This is a genomic window from Streptomyces sp. NC-S4 (genome assembly GCF_054353315.1).
This window is the reverse complement of sequence record NZ_CM135937.1, coordinates 8123341-8143043: the sequence shown is the minus strand read 5'-3', so window position 1 is coordinate 8143043 and position 19703 is coordinate 8123341. Positions and strand designations below refer to the sequence as shown.

The 19703-nt window shown below is 71.7% G+C and carries 20 protein-coding genes and 1 pseudogene; 7 read left to right on the top strand and 14 right to left on the bottom strand.

Annotated elements, in window-relative coordinates; all coding sequences use genetic code 11:
• Positions 1 to 187 precede the first annotated feature (187 nt).
• Positions 188 to 613 carry a hypothetical protein gene (locus ACXNSR_RS36425; RefSeq protein ID WP_458639606.1) on the top strand — a complete coding sequence of 142 codons (426 nt, stop codon included), beginning with the start codon at positions 188 to 190 and terminating at the stop codon, positions 611 to 613.
• Between the two features lie 170 nt (positions 614 to 783).
• On the opposite strand, the gene ACXNSR_RS36420 is transcribed toward ACXNSR_RS36425, so the two are convergent.
• Both ACXNSR_RS36420 and ACXNSR_RS36415 read right to left on the bottom strand, forming a co-directional pair.
• The gene (locus ACXNSR_RS36420; protein WP_458639605.1) at positions 784 to 1293 is read right to left on the bottom strand and encodes an SUKH-4 family immunity protein; all 510 of its coding nucleotides are present in this window, start codon (positions 1291 to 1293) and stop codon (positions 784 to 786) included.
• A 1-nt stretch (position 1294) separates the two neighbouring features.
• Positions 1295 to 1963, bottom strand: coding sequence for a TetR/AcrR family transcriptional regulator (locus tag ACXNSR_RS36415; RefSeq protein WP_458639604.1), 669 nt, complete (start codon positions 1961 to 1963; stop codon positions 1295 to 1297).
• A 172-nt stretch (positions 1964 to 2135) separates the two neighbouring features.
• Between ACXNSR_RS36415 and ACXNSR_RS36410 the strand changes: the two genes are divergently transcribed.
• The gene (locus ACXNSR_RS36410; protein WP_458639603.1) at positions 2136 to 3254 is read left to right on the top strand and encodes a serine hydrolase domain-containing protein; all 1119 of its coding nucleotides are present in this window, start codon (positions 2136 to 2138) and stop codon (positions 3252 to 3254) included.
• A 268-nt stretch (positions 3255 to 3522) separates the two neighbouring features.
• On the opposite strand, the gene ACXNSR_RS36405 is transcribed toward ACXNSR_RS36410, so the two are convergent.
• Complete coding sequence (locus ACXNSR_RS36405) at positions 3523 to 4389, bottom strand: SDR family NAD(P)-dependent oxidoreductase (RefSeq protein ID WP_458639602.1); 867 nt, start codon at positions 4387 to 4389, stop codon at positions 3523 to 3525.
• A gap of 88 nt (positions 4390 to 4477) precedes the next feature.
• Between ACXNSR_RS36405 and ACXNSR_RS36400 the strand changes: the two genes are divergently transcribed.
• Positions 4478 to 4960, top strand: coding sequence for a MarR family winged helix-turn-helix transcriptional regulator (locus ACXNSR_RS36400; RefSeq protein ID WP_458639601.1), 483 nt, complete (start codon positions 4478 to 4480; stop codon positions 4958 to 4960).
• A gap of 160 nt (positions 4961 to 5120) precedes the next feature.
• Here ACXNSR_RS36400 and ACXNSR_RS36395 read toward each other — a convergent pair whose 3' ends face one another.
• Both ACXNSR_RS36395 and ACXNSR_RS36390 read right to left on the bottom strand, forming a co-directional pair.
• Positions 5121 to 5345, bottom strand: coding sequence for a DUF3224 domain-containing protein (locus tag ACXNSR_RS36395; RefSeq protein ID WP_458639600.1), 225 nt, complete (start codon positions 5343 to 5345; stop codon positions 5121 to 5123).
• A 62-nt stretch (positions 5346 to 5407) separates the two neighbouring features.
• Positions 5408 to 6049 (bottom strand): TetR/AcrR family transcriptional regulator, encoded by a 642-nt coding sequence (locus ACXNSR_RS36390; protein WP_458639599.1) that lies wholly within the window; start codon positions 6047 to 6049, stop codon positions 5408 to 5410.
• A gap of 64 nt (positions 6050 to 6113) precedes the next feature.
• Between ACXNSR_RS36390 and ACXNSR_RS36385 the strand changes: the two genes are divergently transcribed.
• Complete coding sequence (locus tag ACXNSR_RS36385; RefSeq protein ID WP_458639598.1) at positions 6114 to 7736, top strand: FAD-binding oxidoreductase; 1623 nt, start codon at positions 6114 to 6116, stop codon at positions 7734 to 7736.
• Between the two features lie 96 nt (positions 7737 to 7832).
• Here ACXNSR_RS36385 and ACXNSR_RS36380 read toward each other — a convergent pair whose 3' ends face one another.
• The 6 genes from ACXNSR_RS36380 to ACXNSR_RS36355 all read right to left on the bottom strand — a co-directional run bounded on the left by ACXNSR_RS36380 (position 7833) and on the right by ACXNSR_RS36355 (position 13754).
• Positions 7833 to 8720: a geranyl diphosphate 2-C-methyltransferase gene (locus tag ACXNSR_RS36380; protein ID WP_458639597.1), complete on the bottom strand. Its 888-nt coding sequence runs from the start codon at positions 8718 to 8720 to the stop codon at positions 7833 to 7835.
• Positions 8721 to 8735: 15 nt separating this feature from the next.
• Positions 8736 to 10082 carry a family 2 encapsulin nanocompartment cargo protein terpene cyclase gene (locus tag ACXNSR_RS36375; RefSeq protein ID WP_458639596.1) on the bottom strand — a complete coding sequence of 449 codons (1347 nt, stop codon included), beginning with the start codon at positions 10080 to 10082 and terminating at the stop codon, positions 8736 to 8738.
• Between the two features lie 105 nt (positions 10083 to 10187).
• Complete coding sequence (locus ACXNSR_RS36370) at positions 10188 to 11600, bottom strand: family 2B encapsulin nanocompartment shell protein (RefSeq protein WP_458639595.1); 1413 nt, start codon at positions 11598 to 11600, stop codon at positions 10188 to 10190.
• A 250-nt stretch (positions 11601 to 11850) separates the two neighbouring features.
• Entirely contained in the window at positions 11851 to 12531 is a 681-nt protein-coding gene (locus tag ACXNSR_RS36365) for a GNAT family N-acetyltransferase (protein ID WP_458639594.1), read from the bottom strand.
• Positions 12524 to 13141: a hypothetical protein gene (locus tag ACXNSR_RS36360; protein ID WP_458639593.1), complete on the bottom strand. Its 618-nt coding sequence runs from the start codon at positions 13139 to 13141 to the stop codon at positions 12524 to 12526. Before ACXNSR_RS36360 ends, ACXNSR_RS36365 begins: the two co-directional genes overlap by 8 nt.
• The gene (locus ACXNSR_RS36355; protein WP_458639592.1) at positions 13131 to 13754 is read right to left on the bottom strand and encodes a TetR/AcrR family transcriptional regulator; all 624 of its coding nucleotides are present in this window, start codon (positions 13752 to 13754) and stop codon (positions 13131 to 13133) included. Before ACXNSR_RS36355 ends, ACXNSR_RS36360 begins: the two co-directional genes overlap by 11 nt.
• A 130-nt stretch (positions 13755 to 13884) precedes the next feature.
• Here ACXNSR_RS36355 and bla point away from each other — a divergent pair, with 130 nt between their 5' ends.
• Positions 13885 to 14784, top strand: coding sequence for a class A beta-lactamase (gene bla / locus ACXNSR_RS36350; protein WP_458639591.1), 900 nt, complete (start codon positions 13885 to 13887; stop codon positions 14782 to 14784).
• 246 nt (positions 14785 to 15030) lie between these two features.
• A pseudogene (locus ACXNSR_RS36345) lies at positions 15031 to 15368 on the top strand (FAD-dependent monooxygenase); the annotation flags it as partial.
• Between the two features lie 67 nt (positions 15369 to 15435).
• Here ACXNSR_RS36345 and ACXNSR_RS36340 read toward each other — a convergent pair.
• A complete protein-coding gene (locus tag ACXNSR_RS36340) occupies positions 15436 to 15972 on the bottom strand; it encodes a hypothetical protein (RefSeq protein ID WP_458639590.1) in 537 nt (178 codons plus the stop codon).
• A gap of 391 nt (positions 15973 to 16363) precedes the next feature.
• Positions 16364 to 16945 carry a TetR/AcrR family transcriptional regulator gene (locus ACXNSR_RS36335; protein WP_458639589.1) on the bottom strand — a complete coding sequence of 194 codons (582 nt, stop codon included), beginning with the start codon at positions 16943 to 16945 and terminating at the stop codon, positions 16364 to 16366.
• Positions 16946 to 17077: 132 nt separating this feature from the next.
• Here ACXNSR_RS36335 and ACXNSR_RS36330 point away from each other — a divergent pair, with 132 nt between their 5' ends.
• Positions 17078 to 17809 carry an SDR family oxidoreductase gene (locus ACXNSR_RS36330; RefSeq protein WP_458639588.1) on the top strand — a complete coding sequence of 244 codons (732 nt, stop codon included), beginning with the start codon at positions 17078 to 17080 and terminating at the stop codon, positions 17807 to 17809.
• A gap of 60 nt (positions 17810 to 17869) precedes the next feature.
• Here the strand turns inward: ACXNSR_RS36330 and ACXNSR_RS36325 are convergent, their stop codons facing one another.
• Positions 17870 to 19606, bottom strand: a complete 1737-nt coding sequence (locus ACXNSR_RS36325; protein WP_458639587.1) for an acyl-CoA dehydrogenase family protein — start codon at positions 19604 to 19606, stop codon at positions 17870 to 17872.
• Positions 19607 to 19703 lie beyond the last annotated feature (97 nt).

The window sequence follows — 19703 nt, the reverse complement described above, 5'->3', positions numbered from 1 at the left end:
GGGTGGACGCATCACGGCGGCACACCGCCGAGCGACACGCAGCGAGCATCATTCGCGAAGCGCGGCGACACGGCAAGGGTCCGGACGGACCCTGCTCCTTGCGTACCGAAGGAGGCGGACAAGCCTTGTCTGCAAGGAATTTGATGAAATATCAGATATGCCGTCGCGGGTCTTCTAGAGTGGCCGCATGGATGAGGAGCCACCCAGGACGATATGGGACCTGATGTTCGTGCAGCGTCCTGCCGAGACCCATTTCGCGGAGTCGAGTACCCCGGGAGCCCTTCGTGGTCTCGCGCTGGATGACGACAACGCGTTGGTCGCGCACGCCGACCTGTTTCCGGCCAGGGCGGCCGTGATCACGGCGGCCGTCGCCCTCGTGGGCGCGGGCGCCGCCCTGGGCGTCGCCGCCACCAAGGCCGCACCGCGCGTCAAGAGCAAGCCGAGCGACCTCGGGTCGAAGCTGAACCGCAGGGCGAACGACGCCGTCGGGGCCACCGGTCCGCAGGCCGAGCCCGAGCCCGAGCAGGCCGGCGTCATCCGGCTTCGCCCCCGCGTGCGTCCCTCGACGGGCTCCGGCTCAGCCGCGCGCAGGAATGACGGCGCCGCGGGCTGACGTGGTGCTCGCGGGCCAGGCCCTTCGCCCCGGCGGCCAGAGACCGGGGTGCGGTCGGCCCGCCAGGTTCGGCGCAGTGGTCCGCCGGCGCCGTACAGGGGTCGGGAGCAGCATCAACCGGCTCAGGGCGCTCCGCGCGGCGGCTCCGCCCGCGACCACCGCATCCTCGCCTACTCGTCCTCCGGGACCAGGACGCCGAGCTCGACTTCCTCGAATACGCGTGACCACCAGGCTTCCTCGTCCTCGAACACGCCCGGATCGCTCTGCCGGGCCTGTTCGATCACTCCTTCGACGTAGTCCCCGTAGTCGTCGTCGGAGTCACTCCGTCCGGAGCGGGCGAAAGCCTCCCAGAGCCCGAGGATCCTCTGCAGAGCCGCGACCGAGGAGTTGACCAGCCCGTACTGCCGGCCCCCATCGCCTTCACGCCCGCGGACCATCCACACTTCACCGCTGTCGATCAGCAGCCAGTACGTGTTGACGCCGTCCTCGAACGCACCGAGGAACGCTGCCCGACCCGGCGGAAGGTCACGGAGCTCCAGCTCCCGATCCGAGTCCCGCACGAACATGCGATTGCAGTCGACGGGCAGTCCTCGCCCGCCGAGCCCCGACACCGCCTCGCCGCCCGCCCCCAGGCGCACGAGAGAACCCGCGTCATACGGCAGCCACGACGCGCTCGGCAACCTACACCCCCTCGGCCGGATGGATCGCGGTCTCGATGTGGGCGAGTTGGGCGGCGAGGATCTCCTCGAACGCGGCGCGGCGCTCCACCCCGAGGGGTCGGACGTCGCGGGCGAAGTGGGCCAGGGCCGGGAAGCGTTCGGGGTCGGCGCCGAGAACCGCCACGCGGAAGAGCTCCATGCCCTGTTCGTGCTCTTCGGGGGTGACGGTGCCGACTCCGGCCTCGAAGGCGATCAGCGCGGCGAGGAGGACCGCGAGCCGGTGGTAGCGCGACGGGATCTCCTCGTCGGGCAGTCCGGACGCGCGCAGGGCCTGCAGCACCTCTTCCATGACCAGCCGGGAACCGGTGCCGCTCGATGCGTAGCGCCCCCAGACCGCGGCGAGCTGGGGCTGCTGTCCGAAGGCCTCCCGTACGCGCAGGGCCAGGGAGGTGATGCGCTGCTTCCAGTCGCCGTCGGGGCGGTAGCCGTCCATCGCGGCCAGGAGGATCCGGTCGGCGACCGCACGCAGCAGTTCGGTCTTGCTGCGGAAGTGCCGGTAGAGGCTGGAGGAATCGGTCCCGAGGGCCGCCGCCAGCTTGCGCACGCTGAACGAATCCGCGTCGCTCGTGCGCAGCAGCTCAGCCGCCGCATCCAGGATCTCTTCGGTCGACCAACGCCGTCTGCCTGCCATTCCGCTCCTCTCGCCGGGCCTCATCCTATCTGTGCACTTGGTGTTGCACGCACCGCGTGCATAATGAGGACATGAGCATGCCGGGAGGGCCGGCATGCCACTCGTGCCCTCTTGTCCGGGGCGGCCGGCCGATGCGGAGCCGACCCCCGGGGAATGCGAAAGGACGCATGACGTGAAGAACCCACTGGATTGCGCGGCGCTGGACGCAGCCGTCGAAGACGTCCACCGCGCCGGAATGCCGGGCCTGTTCGCCGAGGTGCGTGACGGTGACCAGGTCTGGCGCGGTGCCGCCGGGGTCGCCGATGTCGCCACCGGCCGCCCCGTCACCGCCGACATGCGCCACCGCGTCGGCAGCATCACCAAGACCTTCACCGCAGCCGCGGTACTGCAACAGGTCGAGAGCGGTCGGATCGGCCTCGACACGCCGATCGGCCGATACCTTCCGGAACTGGTCCCCGGAGACCGCGGTGACGCGATCACGGTCCGCATGCTGCTCAACCACACGAGCGGGCTCGCCGAGTACCTCCCGTACGCCTACCCCTCCCTCAAGGCGTTCCCCGCCCTCGCGGACACCGGCCCCCAGAGCCTGGACGACCACCGGTTCACGCGGTTCCACCCCACCGAACTGATCGGGATGGGGGTCACCGCACCCGCCGTCGGCACCCCGGAAGGCGGGCCGGGGGTCTACTCCAACACCAACTACCTGCTCCTCGTCGAACTCCTGGAACAGGCGACCGGCACCACGGCCGAGCGGTACATCACCCGGAACATCATCGAGCGTGCCGGACTCCGGGACACCGAACTCCCCGCCGGACCGTACGTCGAGGGGCCGCACTCGCTGCTCTACGAGGCGTGGTTCGGCATGATCGACCCGCCCCGGGACTACAGCGTCTACGACATGTCATGGGTGGGGCCGTCGGCCTCGCTGATATCGACCGTCGCGGACCTCAACCGCTTCTACGGCCTGCTGCTGGCCGGAGAGATCGTCAGCCCGTCGTCGCTGGCGCAGATGCAGCACACGGTCCCGGTCGTCTCCCAGGAGGGAAGGACGATCGACTACGGCCTCGGCCTGCACCCGATGGAGGAGCCCGGCCAGGAGGCCTTCTGGGGGCACGGCGGCACGGTCTGGGGTGGCGGAGCGTTGGCCATGACCCGTGCCGACGGCGAGCGGCAGATGGCGGTCGCGGTGAACATGCAGAGGTGGAACAGGCTCGACCCCTCCGGCAGGCCGCAGCCCCATCCCATCGACGGCGCGCTCGCGGCCCTGTACCGCCTGGCGATGTACGGCTGACCGGGCCCCGGCCCGGGGATCAGCCGAGGGTGTTCATCAGGATGATGGCCAGGAGGTCCAGGAGGATGACGGCGACGACGATGCCGATCATGAACCAGGCCCTGCGCGATTCGTCCATGTCCACGAGTCACCTCCCGACCCGGGCGGGCTCCGCGTGCGGTCCGGGTACCGCACACGGGGCTCGCCCGTCTCCGGCCATCATGACCCGGTTCCGGGCGGCGCACAGGTCGGGGAACTCCTCCCCCGCGGCCGGGCGGCTCGCGGCGGGTCAGGCGACCCAGGTCCCGGTCATGCCGACGACCGCCGAGCCGTCCCGGTCGGCCAGCTTGGTGCCCGTGAAGTCGCGGGCCCACTGCGAGGTCTGGATACGGAAGGCGGGCCGGTCGGCGGTGAGCGCCTCCATGACGGACTCGGCCGCGCCGGCCGGGGTCTGCGCGCCGTTCATGAACTGGCCGACCGTGCGCTCGACGTAGTGGCGCAGCGCGTCGGAGTACGGGCCGGCCGCGGCGATCCGGGCTTCGAGGTCGAGGCCGATGTTGTTCACGAACTCCGTCGCCACGGCGCCGGGCTCGATGACGGACACGCCGACACCGACGGCGCCCGCGACCGGGGCCAGGCTCTCCATGTACCCCTCCACCGCGAACTTCGCCGCGCAGTAGGCCTCGTTGAAGGGCTGGCCGATGACACCGCCGACGCTGGTGACCGTGATCAGGCGGCCGCCGGTGGCCCGCAGGTGGGGCAGCGCGGCCTTGGAGACGTTCAGCACGCCGAAGAAGTTGACCTCCATGACCTCGCGGACATCGGCGACGGATTCGAGCTCCAGGGTGCCCACGTGCCCGGCGCCGGCGTTGTTGACGACTGCGTCCAGCCGGCCGTAGTCGGCGATGACGCCCTCCACGGCGGCGGCGACGGAGGCCTCGTCGACGACGTCGAGCTGTCGGATGTCGAGTTCGATGCCCGCTTCGGCGGCGGCCTTGCGCAGGGCGTCGGCTCGGCCGGTGTCGCGCAGGGTGGCGACCGTACGCCAGCCGGCCCGGGCGGCGGCGACCGCGGCGGCCAGGCCGATGCCGGAGGAGGTGCCGGTGATCAGGACGGTACGGGCGGAGGTCGCGGCGGAGGCGGAGGGGGTCGACATGGCGGGGCCTTTCACAGAGGGGGATTTATGTGCGTGCACACACACTATAAAATTATGTGCGTGCGCACGCAAGCTCTAGACTGCCGACATGCCGAAGAAGCTCACCGAATCCGAGAAGCCGGCGGCCGACTACGCGTTCTACGGGCTGGTGTGGGCCGGGACGGTCATGACCGATCGCGTCGACCGGGCCCTGGTCAAGGCCCACGACCTCCCCGTGTCCTGGTTCGAGGTCATGCTGTGGCTGGCCTCCAGCCCCGAGCCGGTGCCCGCCTCCGTACTCGGCAACAGCACCCTGCTCAGCCGCAGCCAGGTCTCCCGCGTCGTGGACGCCCTGCAGACCCGGGGCCTGGTGACCCGTACCCCCTCGGCACGCGACGCCCGGTCGGTGGAGGTCTCCCTCACCGAGGCGGGCCGTACGGTGTTCGCCGAGGCGGACGCCACCCGGCGCGAGGCCCTGGCCCCGGTCTTCACCGAGCTCCTCGACGAGCGCGACCTGGAGGCACTGGGCACGGTGTGGCGCAAGCTCAAGGCCGCGAAGGCGGCCGAGGCCGAGCAGGAACGCACCAGGTAGCCACCCGCCGGGATCCGTCGGCCGGACCCCTCCGTCCGCACCCGCGGGTGCCGGTGGCGGGTGGAACTTCGGGCCGGCCTTCGAGCCCTTCCGCGGCGGCACGGCCGTCGAACCGGCACCGACCGCCCGCTGCGGAGCTGACCGGCCGCGGTCCGGCCGCTCAGCCGAGCCGGTAGTCGAACCAGATCCGGTGGGTGCCGTCCGCGTCGACCGCCATGCCCCCGGCACCCGTGATTCCCGCCAGTGCGCCGGTGCCGCTGGAGGGCACGACGGTGAAGAACTCCGCGGTGCGGTCGCTGCCGGACGTGGTCGCCGAGTGCACGAAGTCGAAGGACCCCTCCCGGCCGTTCAGCGCTTTGACGGTGAACGTTCCAGTGGCTCTCATGGACCGACCGTAGCGGTGGGCACCGACAACGGCCGCCGGGCGGGACCGCGCGGGCGGCGCGGTCAGCCGGGGCGTTCGTCCGGGGTGAGGGTGGCGGCGGCCGCGAAGAGGCGGGCGCAGCGCCGCGTCATGGCCTCCGGCGTCTGCTCCGGGTGCTTGACCCACCAGCGGACGAGGGTGGCGACCAGGTCCCGCCAGACGTACTTGAGCGCGTCGGCGTCCAGCGGATCGTCGGATCCGGCCGCGCGCAGCAGTTCCGCGGTGCCGCCGGCCGCGAGCCGGTCGATGGCCGCCCAGTACTCCGAGGCCCGGCGCGCGGCTTCACCGCCGGGCGGCAAGGTGGTGTCGTAGAGCACGAACCACGCCTCCCGCTGCCCCTCCAGGGCGGTGAAGATGCTCTGGAGCACGCGCAGCGGCGTGTGCGGGGCGGCCCCGCCCTCCCCCATCGCCGCGCGGACGGTGTCCAGCAGCCGGTCCCCGATCGGGACCAGGCAGGCCACGTACAGCTCTTCCTTGGTGCCGAAGTACTGGTGCAGCAGCGTCTTGGTGACACCCACGCGCGCGGCGATGGCGGGGAGCGAGGCGGCCGCGTAGCCGTGCGTGCCGAACTCCTCCGTGGCCGCCTCCAGCATCTGCCGACGGCGGTGCTGTCGGGGGACTCCCTTGGTGCCGGCCTTCGAGGAATGCGAGGAGGGGGTTGCCATGCGCAGATATTATCAGTAGGTAATTTACCGCTAGGTAAATTACCTCGACCCCTGGAGCGCCGCCATGGCCGGCACCGCCTCACGACCCGTTCGACCCACCGCCCGCACCCGGTCCTGGTGGGGCTGGGGCTGGACGGACGCGCATCCCGACGACGCGGAATGCACCGCGATCGGCGCCCTGCTCCCCGGCACCCTCGGGCGCCCGCTCCCCGTGCCCCTCGTCCGCGACCTGGCCGTCGCGGGCCCGGCCGTCGAACCCCCGCACAGCCTCGCCCACCTGGTCAGCACCGATCCCGGGGACCGCGCCGCGCACGCCATGGGCAAGGCCTACCGGGACGTGGTGCGCGCCCTGCGCGGACGCCCCGGGCGCATCCCCGACCTCGTCGCCCGCCCCACGGACGACCGGGGCGTGGCCGATCTGCTGGACTGGGCCGGTGAGCGGCAGGTCGCCGTCGTCCCGTACGGCGGCGGCTCCTCGGTGTCCGGGGGCGTCGAGTACCGCGGCGACGCCCACCGGGCCGTCCTGTCCCTGGACCTGACCGCCATGGACCGCGTCCTGGAGGTCGACACCGAGGGCCGGGCGGCGCGCATCCAGGCCGGCACGCTCGGGCCGAGCCTGGAGGAGCAGCTCCGGCCCCACGGCCTCACCCTGAGGCACTTCCCGCAGAGCTTCGAGTTCTCCACGCTGGGCGGCTGGCTCGCCACCCGGGCCGGAGGCCACTACGCCACCGGCCGGACGCACATCGACGACTTCGTCCAGTCGCTGCGCGTGGTGACCCCGGCCGGCACCAGCGGCTCGTGGCGGCTGCCCGCCTCGGGGGCGGGCCCCTCCCCCGACCGGCTGTTCCTGGGCTCCGAAGGGGCCCTCGGCGTCATCACCGAGGCCTGGGTGCGCCTGCAGGAACGCCCCGTCCACAAGGCGTCCGCAGCGGTCGCCTTCACGGACTTCCGGCGTGCTCTCGGGGCCGTGCGCGCGCTCGCGCAGTCCGACCTCTCCCCCGCCAACTGCCGCCTGCTGGACTCCGGTGAGGCCGCGCTGTCGGGTGCGGCGCACGACGGCAGCTCCGTACTGGTCCTCGGCTTCGAGTCGGCGGACGAACCGGTGGCCGCCCGGCTCGAACGGGCCGTCGCGCTGGCCCGCTCGCACGGTGGCCGGTACGAGGGGACGGACGGGGCCGGCGGCCGGGAGGCGGGCCCGGACGGTGACGCGGCGGTGCGCGCCTGGCGCTCGGCGTTCCTGCGGATGCCCTATCTCCGCGACGGCCTCGCCCGGATGGGCGCGGTCGCGGAGACCTTCGAGACGGCGGCCACCTGGGACCGGATCCCCGGCCTGATCGAAGAGGTGCGCCGGGAGGTCGGTGAGGCGGCGGTCAAGGCCACCGGGTTCCCGGCGACCGTCAACTGCCGTCTGACGCACGTGTATCCGGACGGCGCGGCACCGTACTTCACCGTACTCGCGGCCGGCCGGCCGGGTGAGGAGGTCGCCGTCTGGGACGACCTCAAGGCCGTCGCGGGCGAGGTCCTGCACCGCCACCGGGCCACCATCACCCACCACCACGCGGTCGGCCGGGACCACCGTCCGGGCTACGACCGCCAGCGCCCGGAGCCCTTCGCCCTCGCCCTGCGGGCCGCGAAGGGGGCCCTCGATCCGCGCGGCATCCTCAACCCCGGTGTGCTCGTGGACTGACCGGGGCCCGTACGCCCCGTGGGGGCCGGGTCCGTCGGACGACGGTCCCGGCCCCCACGGCCCGCGTGCGGCACGGCGCGATGCGGTCGGATGCGGTCAGACGCGATCGGCCGCGATCAGGACGTACTGGAAGGAGCCGTCCTTGTAGGACTCGATGAACGCCTCCTCAATGCCGGTGACCAGGGAGGACGTGGCCCGCAGCTCCCAGTAGGGCAGGGTGTCGGGGGTCAGGTCGATGACGGCCTGCGGTACGAGGCGGTTGTCGGCCATCGCGCGCAGGTACTCCCGGCGGGAGTGGATGTTGCACTCGAAGTGCGCGTTGATCTGGGAGACCCACTTCGAGGGTTGGCCGTACTTCGGGTTCCAGCAGCCGGTGATGGTCACGTACCGGCCGCCGACCTCGAGGACGCGCGAGTGCTCCGCGAAGAGGTCGTGCAGGTCGACGTACATGCTCGACTCGTTGTTCCACGAGCCCGAGGCCTGCCCGGTCTCGAGCGGCGTGCTGAGCATGTTGCAGACCCGGGCCCGGACGTGGTCCTCGATGCCGAGCTCCTGGGCGCGCCGGTTGGCGAAGTCGGCCTGCTTAGCCGACAGGGTGACGCCCTCGACCTTGCATCCGAAGCGCTGGTGGGCCATGACCATCGAACCGCCGCGGCCGCAACCCGCGTCGAGGAGGGTGTCGTCGCGCCCGATGGGGCCGAGGTGCTCAAGGAGGAGTTCGGCCTGGGCCGACTCCAGGCGGTGGAGCTCGGCGATCAGCTTCTTCTCGTATGCGCTGTCCTCGGTGTCGCCGAGGGCGGCGTGGTCGATGTCGCCGATGCCGTAGTGGTGGTGGTAAAGGCCGTCGACGTCGCCGAGACGGAGGTTCACGGGCCTGGCCTCATGGTCCCAGTAACGGGCGATGTCCCCCTGATAGGGAGTCGCGGGGCCGGGGATGAACACGGGGGAGGTACCAGCGGCAGTGGTGAGATCGATGCTAGTCATGAACAATTCCCATCTTTACCAGAAATCGGGCAGGCTGTAGCGATAGGTGTTGGTCTGGTGCCAGTAGTGGTTGCCGTCGACCCACACGGCCACCCCGCGCAGGAAGCGCTGCACGCTCGGGACGGGGCAGGCGAGGGCCAGCTCGGCGGCCGCGGCCTCGAAGTCGCGCATCAGGTCGTTGTGGACCTCGACGGCCTTCAGGTAGGCGTCCTGTTCGGAGCGGCCCTCGCGTTCGGCGATCACCACCGGCAGGTTCAAGTGCATTCCGGGGCTCGCCAGTTCCTTGGTGTAGGAATAAAGATCGTTGACGATCGTCGTGGCGTTCCCGGCAAGCGCGATCACCCGTTGCATGGCGGGCTGCGCGTGGAGGTCCGCCGGCAGTTCGTAGCCGCCGACGGAGTCGGTGATGGTGGGGCAGGGACGGAAGTTGTTGAACTGGCGCATCGCCAGGTACTCCCACACCTCGGGAACGTACTCCGTCTGCGCCCAGGCCCCCTCGGCGAGATAGCCCATGTGCAGCCGGGCCATGTCGTGCCGGAACCGGTCGGCCTGCGAGGGGGTGGCGGCCTGGAGGAAGTACTCCATGGCCGAGCGGTAGGCACGCCGGGGAGCGTCCGAGAGGAGCGACTCCTCCCAGTGCGGCGCGTACTCCTTCGTCGTGTGGAGCGGGTCGAGGGCGGTGTGGGCGAGCAGCAGGCGCCCGCCGAGGCCGATCGGCGAGCCGCCGTGGTCCTCGCAGTAGCAGTCGTCGACCGCGTTCTCGGCGACCATCAGCCGGGTGGCGAGCATCAGGTGCTCGATGCTGGGGGCGTCCGGATGGCAGGCGACCATGTAGCGCCCGACGGAGAAACCGTCGAACTGGTCCTCCCAGTCCTCCGGGTAGAGCGACACCTCGTCCAGCGCCCAGGCCTTGATCCGGCGGCTGAGCTCCTCCACCCGCACGGGATCGGGCTCCGGCACCGGATGGTAGTACAGGCCCGGGATCGGATTGCCCGCAGTCGGCGCGGGCGCGTCGGGTGCCCCGGCGGCCGCGGGCGCGTCGCTCCGGCCCCAGTGCAGGCTCGCCGTGCCCAGGCCGCTGGGCCCGCGCAGGATCCGTTCGAGGGCGGCACTCGGCTGCGCCGCGGCCGCCGCAGCGGCGTCCTCGTCGGGTACGGGTACGGGTGTCAGGACGGGCGGTCCCGTCGGCAGGGCGGGTACGGGGGGCAGGTCGGGCGCGGGCGGCGGCGGAGGCTCGACGGGCCCTGCGCCGACGGCGGGTTCGACGCCGACGGCCAGGGCGTTGGCGAGGACGTGGGCCCCGAAGGACGCCACGGCGGCGGGCAGGCTCGACTGCAGAGGGGAAGGCCCAGGATCGGGCATCCGTAACTCCTTGGAGAGGTAAGTGGGTTGTCCCGGATCCCGGGCGTGCTCGGCGGGCCAGGACAGACAGGGCTCCTGGCTGTCACGGCCCTCGGGCAGGTCCTCTTAGTCCCGCCTGCGGGCGATCTGCACGTTCTCCAGCACACCGAGCGCGTCGGGCACCAGGATGGCGGCGGAGAAGTAGGTGGTGACCAGGTAGGAGATGATCGCCTGCTCGTTGATCCCCATGAAGCGCACCGAGAGGCCCGGCTCGTACTCCTCCGGCAGGCCGGTCTGGCGCAGACCGATGACGCCCTGGTTGTCCTCGCCGGTTCGCATGACGAGGACCGAGCTGGTGTTCTCCTTGCTGATCGGGATCTTGTTGCAGGGCAGGATCGGGACCCCGCGCCAGGCCGGGACCGACTGCCCGCCGACGTCGACGTGGTCCGGGTAGAGCCCGCGGGCGTTGAACTCGCGCCCGATCGCGGCGATCGTCCGGGGGTGGGCGAGGAAGAACTTGGAGCCGCGGCGGCGGCAGAGCAGCTCGTCGAGGTCGTCCGGGGTCGGCGGGCCCGAATGGGTCTGGATCCGCTGCTTGAAGGCGGCGTTGTGGAGCAGACCGAAGTCCCGGTTGTTGATCAGCTCGTGCTCCTGGCGCTCGCGCAGCGCCTCGATGGTGAGCCTGAGCTGTTCCTCGGTCTGGTTGTGCGGCCCGTTGTAGAGGTCGGCGACCCTGGTGTGGATCCGCAGCACGGTCTGCGCGATGGAGAGTTCGTATTCGCGGGGCTTGAGCTCGTAGTCGACGAAGGCGCCGGGCAGGTCCGCCTCGCCGGTGTGGCCGGCGGACATCGCGATCTCGGCCTCGCCGTGGCGGTTCTGGCGCTGGTGCGGGAGCGAGCTGAACCGGTTGATGTGGTCCTGGAGTTGCGGCGCCGCGGCGAGTACGGAGGCGAAGTCGCCGCGGGAGAGGGTGAGCAGGATGCCGGGGGTCTCGGCGGTGGCCGTGTAGTCCCAGGTGGCGTCCGCGTCCAGCAGGGCGTTCTCGCCGAACCGGTCGCCGTCGGCGAGTACGGCGACGGCGACGTCGTCGCCGTACTTGCCGACGGAGGTCTGACTGATCCGGCCGTGGGCGATCAGGTGGATCCGGTCGGCGGGGGTACCGCGCTCGACGATCACCTCACCGGCCCGGAAGTCGCGCTGGACGCACCGGCCGGCGATCGCGGTCAGCACCTCGTCGTCCTCGAAGCCGCGCAGCAGGGCCAGTTCGCCGAGCTCGCGCGGAATCACCCGGACGTCCGCGCCGTCCTGGACGAACTCGATGGTGCCGTCGCCCACCGTGTACGTCAGCCGGCGGTTGACCCGGTAGGTGCCACCCTTGGTCTCCACCCAGGGGAGCATCCGCAGCAGCCAGCGGGAGGTGATCTCCTGCATCTGCGGGGCGGACTTGGTCGTGCTGGCGAGGTTGCGGGCAGCAGCCGTGCTCAGGCTGGACTGCCGCGGCGGCTCCAGCTGGGCTTCCGGGCTGGTGTCAACGGTCATCGGGCGAGCTCTCCTTCGTAAGGGTGGTGATCGGCGGACGCGCGCGTCACCTGGGAACGAGGAAAAAAGGGGGTGAATATCCGGGAATCCGTCCAGATCCGGGGGAACAGTAACCGCCGGTACACCCGTCTTGAGCCTGAAAACCGTTGGCGTTAGCTCAATGCAGTGATCTTGTGTCGCATGTGGTTTGCCGGGGTTGTTGACGATATTCGGCCATGCTCACGAATACGTCCGGAAAGCGGCGCCGCGGTCAGTCCGTGAGGCCGCCCCCCTCTGCCGGCGCGTGTCCGGCGGGCGCGTTCGGCCGCCACATCGCCACCACCTCCAGCGGGCCCACCGTCAGGCGCCGCAGGGTGGTGAAGCCGAAGCGCTCGTAGAGCCGGACGTTCGCCTCGTCGGCGGTGGTGAGGAAGACGCCGCCGGGTGCGGGGGTCGCGGCGAGCAGGTGGGCGAGGAGCCGCCCTCCCGTGCCCCGGCCCGCCGCCCCGGGCTCCACGCCGATGAACTCCAGGGTCCAGGCCCCGGCCGGGGTTCCGGCCTCGGCGGCGTGCAGGTAGCGCAGCGTCCGCACCAGGGCGCGCGGGCCGCAGCCCACGAGGGTGCGGGCGGCCCAGGCCACCCGGGCCGCGCCCGAGGGGACGGCGGCCGGCGGGGTGAGGACGGCGGCGGCGACGGGCCGTCCGTCGCCGTCGGTCAGCAGGTGGCGGCGGGCTCCGGGGAGCGTGGCGTGCGTACGCAGCGTGGCGCCGAACCACGCCCGCCGTACGCGGTCCGATCCGCCCGTGATCCATGCCGTGGCGGGTTCCCGGACGAAGGCCGCGGCGAGCACGGGCGCGCACCGCGCGGGCGGCGGGGCGTCGTCGCGGACCGGCCGGCCGGGCCCGCCACCGACGCCCGTGTCCGGGCCGGGGCCCGTGCCGGCGTCAGACATCGCGCCGCCGTTCCAGCGGCGCCTCGGGTACGAGGTGGCACACGAGGAGCTTCAGGAAGAAGAGCGGTGCGAACCAGGCGAGGGCGGCGGGCACGGGCAGCCAGAACAGGTTGACCAACACGGCCGCGGAGTAACCTGCCATGGCCGCCGGGCGCTTGAGGTGGACCGGCGTGAACTCCACGACCACGGCGGCGCAGAGCAGCAGCGCGGCGTTGCCCAGCGTCCAGCCGCCGTCCCCGCCGAGCACCAGCAGGCCCATCGCGGCGAGGTGGAGCACGTGCGCGCCGACGAAGAGCAGGCGGGCGCGCCGGGCCCCGGGATCCTGGCGGTGGTACCAGCGCTTGGCGGAGTTCGTCGCGTTGGTGAGGATCCCCCCGAGCAGATCGAGGCCGATCAGCACGACCACGGTCCACTGGAGGCCGTCCCAGTCGCGGTGGATGCCCGACGACCACACTCCGGCCGCGAGCAGTACCGCGCACCCGCCCGCGCCGAGCATCTCCACCGCCGACTCGGAGCGGGACTTGCCCGGCCCCATGAACCGCTCCAGACGGCCCAGCGGCCCCGGGGAGGTGGGCGGTATCTCCCAGTCGATCTCCAGGTCAGTGCGCACGCCCGGTCCCCCCGTCCGCCGCGCCGCCGTTCCAGAGCCCGCGGAGCAGGCTCCAGACCTGCTCGCCCCCCGGCGCCGCCCGCTCCGTCGGCGGCGCCGCGCGCAGTGCGCCCAGCGCCCATTCGTCGGCCGCGCGCATCACGGCCGCGGTGGCGCCGGCCAGCAGGGCCTGGTCCACGTCCGTCCGGATGAATCCGAGGCGCTGTCCGTCCTCGACCAGGGCCCCGAACCAGCCGAGCCAGGCGCCGCCCCGTGCCCGTCCGACGGCGGCGTCGGCGAGGGCCAGGTCGTCCGGGTGGGCGAGCAGGTGGGCGAGAAGGGCCTGCGATCCGGCTTCGAGCCGGGCCCAGAAGTCGGCCTCGCCGCGGGCCGGGGTCCATGGCCCGAGCACACCGAGGAGACGGTCGAGCACGTCGTCGAGGACGGCGGCGAGGAGGTCCTCCCGGCCGTCGAAGTACTGGTAGGCGGCGGTCTTCGAGAAACCCGCCGCCTCAATGATCTTGTTGTACGAGGCGGAAGCCGGGCCGTGCTGGGCGAAGTGCCCGCGGGCGACGGCGAGGATCGCCTCCTGTCGCTCGGCCGGAAGTCGATGGAATCGAGGGAGCGGAGTCATGCACTAACGGTACACACCACTGAGGTGTACTACCAGTACACCTCGCCGGTGGATCGATGAACGGGAACCGAATTGATCACGTTCGACGTCTTGCAGGGCATATGACCGGCCAGGAAGAGGAGGACCCGACGTGAGGACCCCGGACGCATCAACGTCCCGACGCGCACTGCTGACCGTGGGCGCGGGGGCGGCTCTGGCGGCCGCACTGCCGGCGGGCACGGCCCGTGCCGCGTCGCCCGTGGCGGGGCTGCGCGCCCTGGAACGCGAATACGGGGCGCGGCTGGGGGTGTACGCGCTGGACACCGCCACCGGCCGGACGGTGGTCCACCGGGCCGACGAACCGTTCCCCATGTGCTCGGTGTTCAAGACGCTCGCGGCCGCGGCCGTGCTGCGGGACCTCGACCACGACGGCACGCGCCTCGCCCAGCGGATCCACTACACGCTCAAGGACGTCGAGGACGCGGGCGGTGGGTCCGTCACGGAACGGCCCGAAAACATCGCGGGCGGCCTGACCGTGGCGGAACTCTGCTCGGCAGCCATCGCCCAGAGCGACAACGCGGCCGCCAACCTGTTGCTGCGCGAGCTCGGCGGCCCCACCGCGATCACCCGCTTCTGCCGCTCGCTGGGCGACCGTACGACCCGGCTCGACCGGTGGGAACCGGAGCTGAACACGGCCGAGCCGTGGCGGGTGACGGACACGACCAGCCCCCGCGCGATCGGACGGACGTACGCCCGCCTCGGGCTCGGCGACGCCCTGGACTCCGGGGACCGGGAGCAGCTGAACCGGTGGCTGCTGTCGAACACCACCAGCGGCGACCGTCTGCGGGCCGGCCTGCCGAAGGACTGGGCCGTCGGGGACAAGACCGGCGCCGGTTCGTACGGCACCAACAACAACGTGGGCATCGCCTGGCCCCCGGGACGCCCGCCCCTGGTCCTGGCGATCCTCTCGACCATGCCGGAGGCGACGGCGCCGCGCGACAACACGCTGATCGCCAGAACGGCGAAGCTACTGGCGGACACGCTCGCCTGACGCACTCGCCCGAGCCCTCCGCCGCCCCTCGGCAGGATGATGACCGGCCGATCGGGGAGGCGGGGGGACCGGGCCGGGCAGCCCGGGCGGGGTGAACCCCGCAGCGGGTGTGCCGAGTTCGGTGACGGGGAGCACCTGCCGGGGGTCGTGCGTCGTACCGGCATGAGACCACGCATCGCCGTGATCGGCAGCGGCCCCGGCGGCCTTGCGTTCGCCCGTGTTCCGGGCGCGGGCCCGGCCCCGGACGACGACGAGGGCCTGCGATCGAGCCTGCCGGCCCGGTTCGACGGCTGGGCCGCGCCCGTCCTCGAACTCCTCCGCCGCGGCACGGACTTCGCCCACCGCCCGCTGTCCGCTCTGCCGGCGTCCCACACCTGGGCCCATGCCCCCGGGGTGACGCCACTGGGGGACGCCGCCCACCTGATGCCCCCGTTGGGGGCGGGCGCGAACGGATGTGGCCGCGGGCCGGCAGGTGGGCGGACATCACGCTGTCCGGCCTGGACCGCCTCGTGAGCCCGGACCCCTCCCAGGCCCTCACCCTCTTCGACGAGGTCCAATGGGCCCAGGGCCTTTCCTTCGGATGACCTCGCGGTCGAGGCCGGCGGACGGCCACCTCGGCGGCCGAGGAACCCCCGTGACCGCAGAACGCTTCTATGCGCCTGCGAAGCTGTCGGTCGTCGAGGCCTGGGTGCCGCGCAACCGGCGGCGCTTGACCAGGAGAACAACGGTGCGCGTGAGGACGGTGGCCAGGGCCATGAACACGAAGGCGTTCGAGTAGACGTCCTGTCCGCTCAGCTTGTTCTCGATGCTGAACAGGATGACATCCTGCGTGAACCAGTGCTCGGAACCGTAGGCGAACAGTACGCGGGAGGCGGATATCAGGGTCCAGACGATCGCGTAGGCGATGCCGCCCCTGGTGTAGATGTCACCGTCGGAGCCCCGGTGGGCGGGCAGCAGCGTCGCGGCGATCAGGCCGCAGATGATTCCGGCACCGATACCGGCCAGTTGGAGCCAGGGGTCGTTTCCGTCCAGGGGGAGCGTATGGACGAAGAGCGCGATTATGATCGCGATCGCGATGATCGAGCGCAGCAGCCGCATGTTGGTGATCTGGCGGGTACCCAGGTCGGTGGACAGGATGATGATCAGGATCACCCCGCTGGCGATCAAGGCGGTCAGGAACGGGCTCATGGAGCAACCCCTCGTTTCGATGAGTACGGGGCGCTTGGCTGCCCTCCCGGATCTTCCGCTCCAAGGCTAGGGAGCAGGAGGGGAGGACCTGGACAATCGACTGATGGACCGACTGTCCATCGACCGGTGGACACGTGCGATCGGCGGGTGCGGCGTAGCCGAGACGCAGGGTGTACCCGAGCACGCCCGGGTACACGTGTCACCCGGCGCCGCCGGCCCGTTCCGGGAATGGGTGCGCTTGTGACGCCGAGGCGCCGGGCGGGTCGACGACCGTCGATCTCCTGGACTCCCCCTTCGGTCCCGGCGCGCGCGACGAGCACACCGCCCCCACCCCGTCGCGGCCCGGGACCCGGACCTGGCGCTGCTCCTGGACGCCCCCGACGACCTGGTTCTAGGCCACCTCAGGACGAAATCGCAGTCCGTCCAGGTTGAGGTCGAGGAGGCGTTCGGCCTGGGCCCGTTGGTCGGGGCCGGCGGAGGTGAGGGCGATGCCGGCGAGGGCGGCGAACATGTCGGTCGAGCTGATGTCGGACCTGATCGTGCCCGCGGCGGCGCAGGCGTCCATGAGGGACGTGAGGGCTTCCTGGATCATCCGGCGGCTGTCGGCGTAGGGGTTGGCCCCTGCCGCGAGGACCGCGCGCATCGCGTCGGCCATGCCCATCTTGGCGGTGGCGTAGTCGATGAAGCGGCGCGTCCAGGCGCGCAGGGCCTCGTACGGCGGCAGCGCCTCCAGGAGGGTGGGGGCGGAGTCGCACAGTCGGGCGACCTCGTTGCGGTAGGCCGCCTCGATCAGGGCTTCCCGGGTGGGGAAGTTGCGGTAGAGGGTGCCGGTGCCCACACCGGCCTCCTTGGCGATGCGCTCGAAGTGCGCCTCCAGCCCCTGCTCGGTGAACACGCGCACCGCGGCGGCCAGGATCTTGTCCCGGTTGCGCTGCGCGTCGGCCCTCAGCGGGCGTCCTGCGTCCGTGGCCATCAGCGGCTCCCTCACTCCTCGCTTGCTAAGTGGAGGCGCCTCCACTTAGCCTGACCGAAGTGGCGGCGCCTCCACTTTCACTCTAGGGCATGCCCTCGGCCTGCCCGTTCCTCTTCCGAAGGGACTCCCGGTATGTCGGGAATCGAAGGCAAGGTCGTCGCCATCACCGGCGCCGGCAGCGGCATCGGCGAGGCGACCGCCCTCCTGCTCGCCGAGCGGGGCGCGAAGGTGGTCCTCGGCGCCCGCCGCGCGCAGCGGCTGGAGGCGCTGGCCGCCCGGATCGAGCGGGCCGGCGGCGACGCCGCCTGGATCCGTACGGACGTGACGCGGCGCGGCGACGTGGCCTCCCTCGTCGACCTGGCGCGCGAGCGTTACGGCAGGCTCGACGTACTCGTCAGCAATGCCGGGGTCGGACTCATCTCCCCGCTCGACGAACTGCGCGTCGAGGACTGGGAGGAGATGATCGACGTCAACCTCAAGGGCGTCCTCTACGGGATCGCCGCGGCGCTCCCCCACTTCCGGGAGCGGGGCTCCGGACACTTCGTCAACATCGTGTCCACCGCCGGTCTGCGCGTCGTACCGCTCCAGTCGGTGTACGCGGGCACCAAGAACGCCGTCCGCACGATCTCCGAGGGACTGCGCCAGGAGGCCGGGGACAGCCTGCGCGTCACCGTCGTGTCGCCCGGGGCCGTCCGTACGGACTTCACGGAGCGCATGGGACCGCAGGCCCGGGCCCGGATCGACCGGATGATGGAGACCGCGCTGTCGCCGGACGCGGTGGCCCGCGCCGTCGCCTTCGCCGTCGAGCAGCCGCCCGGTGTCGACGTGGGCGACATCGTCGTGCGCCCCACCGCGCAGGCCTGAGGGCGGGGGACCGGCTCCGGCCGCGGCGGGCCGTGCCGGTCCCCCGGGGACCGTTTCTGCCTACGGGGCCATCTCGTACGCGCCGGACAGCGCCTCGACGCGCGCCCAGACGCGCGCCGCCCGCTCCTCGTCGACGACCGGACGGCGGACCGCACCCAGCGCCCATTCCTGCTGGGCCGCCGTCGCGGAGTCCTTGCCGTACAGCTCGACCGCGTGGCCGGAGAAGTCGCGTACGAGGACGGAGAACAGCTCGTCGAGCACCGACCCGTCCAGGTCCGTCGGGCCGGCCTGCTCCAGGATCAGCTGTCCGTACACGACCAGCGCGAACAGCTGGCCCACGGAGAGGAGGAAGTCGAGGTCGCGGCTCTGCTCCTCGTCCGGGGCGACGGTGGCCACGAACGTGCAGAGCGCGTCGGCCTGTTCGCGGAAACGGGCCACGTTCGGTACGTCTGCGTAGGCGTCGAAGGCGGTCCGCCAGTCGTGGAAGCGTACGGAGCCCAGGCCCCGGGCCGGGCCCTGCTGGAAGAGGAAGGCGTCGTCGGCCGCGTCGAGCCGGGTCGGCACGGCCGGGTACTCGGCCGGGTTGAGCAGGTGGTTGCGCATGAACTTGAGGATCAGGGCGAGGTTGACGTGGACCGTGCCCTCCAGCTTGGGCAGTCCGCGGATCTCGATGGCCGCCTGCGCGAAGTAGTTGTCCTTCTCGAAGCCCTTGGCGGCGATGACGTCCCACATCAGGTCGATGACCTTCTCGCCCTCCGTGGTCACCTTCATCTTCGTCATCGGGTTGAAGAGGAGGTAGCGGCGGTCGTCCGGGCCGGCGGAGCGGAAGTAGTCGACGGCGCGGTCGCTGAAGAGCTTCATCCCGACCAGGCGGACGTACGCGTCGGCCAGCTCCCGGCGCACGTGCGGGAAGGCGGTGACGGGGCGGCCGTAGAGGACGCGGTTGTGCGCGTGGGTGACGGCCTCGTACATCGCGTGCTCGCAGATGCCGATGGAGGCGGTGCAGAGGTTGAACTTGCCGACGTTGACGGTGTTCAGGGCGGCGTCGAAGGCGGCCCGGCCGGTGTGCAGGACGTCCTCGGCGCGGACCGGGTAGTCCTCGAGGCGGAACTCGCTGACGTACTTGGAGGAGTCGACGACGTTCTTGACCAGGTGGTACGCCGGGTGACGGCTGTCGGCGGCGAAGAAGACGTAGCCGTCGGGGCCCTCTATGTCGGTGCGGCGGCCGAAGACGGAGACGAGGCCTGCGGCGTTGCCGTTGCCGATGTAGTACTTGGAGCCGCTCGCCCGGAATCCCTCGCCACCGTCCTCGTCGGTGTGGGGCCGCAGCAGCATGTCGGTGGAGTAGATGTCGGCGCCGTGGGACTTCTCGGACAGGCCGAAGGCGAACACCTCGCCCTCGGCGAGGAGCTGCGCGGCGCGGGCGCGGGCGTCGGCGTTGTCGCTCTGCCAGACCGGACCGAGGCCGAGGATGGTGACCTGCCAGGCGTACCAGTAGTCGAGGCCGTAGAAGCCGAAGATCTCGTTCAGGGCGGCGATCCGTGCCGTGTCCCAGCGCTTGTCGGACTCCCCCTCACCGGCCGCGGCGGCCGGGGTCAGGAAGGCCGCGAAGAGGCCCTCCTTCGCGGAGAAGGCGAGGAAGTCGGCGAGCCAGGCGCGGGAGCGGTAGTCCTCGATCAGCCGGCGCTTGCCGCGGCTCTCGAACCAGTCGACCGTGGCGCGCAGCAGCCTGCGGGTCTCGGGGTCGAAGTGCGCCGGGTCGTACGTGTGCGGGTTGAAGAGCAGGGCGTCTGCCATGGAGGTTCACCTTCCGAGGGGTTGGAGGAGGGGAGGCCGGGCGAATGCGTGGGGGCGGGGGTCCGCCACGGCGGGGGGCGGGGGCGCGGGCGGCCGC

Excerpts from the sequence above, each read along its gene's own strand:
- ACXNSR_RS36425 (WP_458639606.1), top strand. The coding sequence starts at position 188 with ATGGATGAGGAGCCACCCAGGACGATATGGGACCTGATGTTCGTGCAG.
- ACXNSR_RS36415 (WP_458639604.1), bottom strand. The coding sequence starts at position 1,963 with ATGGCAGGCAGACGGCGTTGGTCGACCGAAGAGATCCTGGATGCGGCG.
- ACXNSR_RS36405 (WP_458639602.1), bottom strand. The coding sequence starts at position 4,389 with ATGTCGACCCCCTCCGCCTCCGCCGCGACCTCCGCCCGTACCGTCCTG.
- ACXNSR_RS36400 (WP_458639601.1), top strand. The coding sequence starts at position 4,478 with ATGCCGAAGAAGCTCACCGAATCCGAGAAGCCGGCGGCCGACTACGCG.
- ACXNSR_RS36395 (WP_458639600.1), bottom strand. The coding sequence starts at position 5,345 with ATGAGAGCCACTGGAACGTTCACCGTCAAAGCGCTGAACGGCCGGGAG.
- ACXNSR_RS36390 (WP_458639599.1), bottom strand. The coding sequence starts at position 6,049 with ATGGCAACCCCCTCCTCGCATTCCTCGAAGGCCGGCACCAAGGGAGTC.
- ACXNSR_RS36385 (WP_458639598.1), top strand. The coding sequence starts at position 6,114 with ATGGCCGGCACCGCCTCACGACCCGTTCGACCCACCGCCCGCACCCGG.
- ACXNSR_RS36380 (WP_458639597.1), bottom strand. The coding sequence starts at position 8,720 with ATGACTAGCATCGATCTCACCACTGCCGCTGGTACCTCCCCCGTGTTC.
- ACXNSR_RS36375 (WP_458639596.1), bottom strand. The coding sequence starts at position 10,082 with ATGCCCGATCCTGGGCCTTCCCCTCTGCAGTCGAGCCTGCCCGCCGCC.
- ACXNSR_RS36370 (WP_458639595.1), bottom strand. The coding sequence starts at position 11,600 with ATGACCGTTGACACCAGCCCGGAAGCCCAGCTGGAGCCGCCGCGGCAG.
- ACXNSR_RS36365 (WP_458639594.1), bottom strand. The coding sequence starts at position 12,531 with ATGTCTGACGCCGGCACGGGCCCCGGCCCGGACACGGGCGTCGGTGGC.
- ACXNSR_RS36355 (WP_458639592.1), bottom strand. The coding sequence starts at position 13,754 with ATGACTCCGCTCCCTCGATTCCATCGACTTCCGGCCGAGCGACAGGAG.
- ACXNSR_RS36340 (WP_458639590.1), bottom strand. The coding sequence starts at position 15,972 with ATGAGCCCGTTCCTGACCGCCTTGATCGCCAGCGGGGTGATCCTGATC.
- ACXNSR_RS36335 (WP_458639589.1), bottom strand. The coding sequence starts at position 16,945 with ATGGCCACGGACGCAGGACGCCCGCTGAGGGCCGACGCGCAGCGCAAC.
- ACXNSR_RS36330 (WP_458639588.1), top strand. The coding sequence starts at position 17,078 with ATGTCGGGAATCGAAGGCAAGGTCGTCGCCATCACCGGCGCCGGCAGC.
- ACXNSR_RS36325 (WP_458639587.1), bottom strand. The coding sequence starts at position 19,606 with ATGGCAGACGCCCTGCTCTTCAACCCGCACACGTACGACCCGGCGCAC.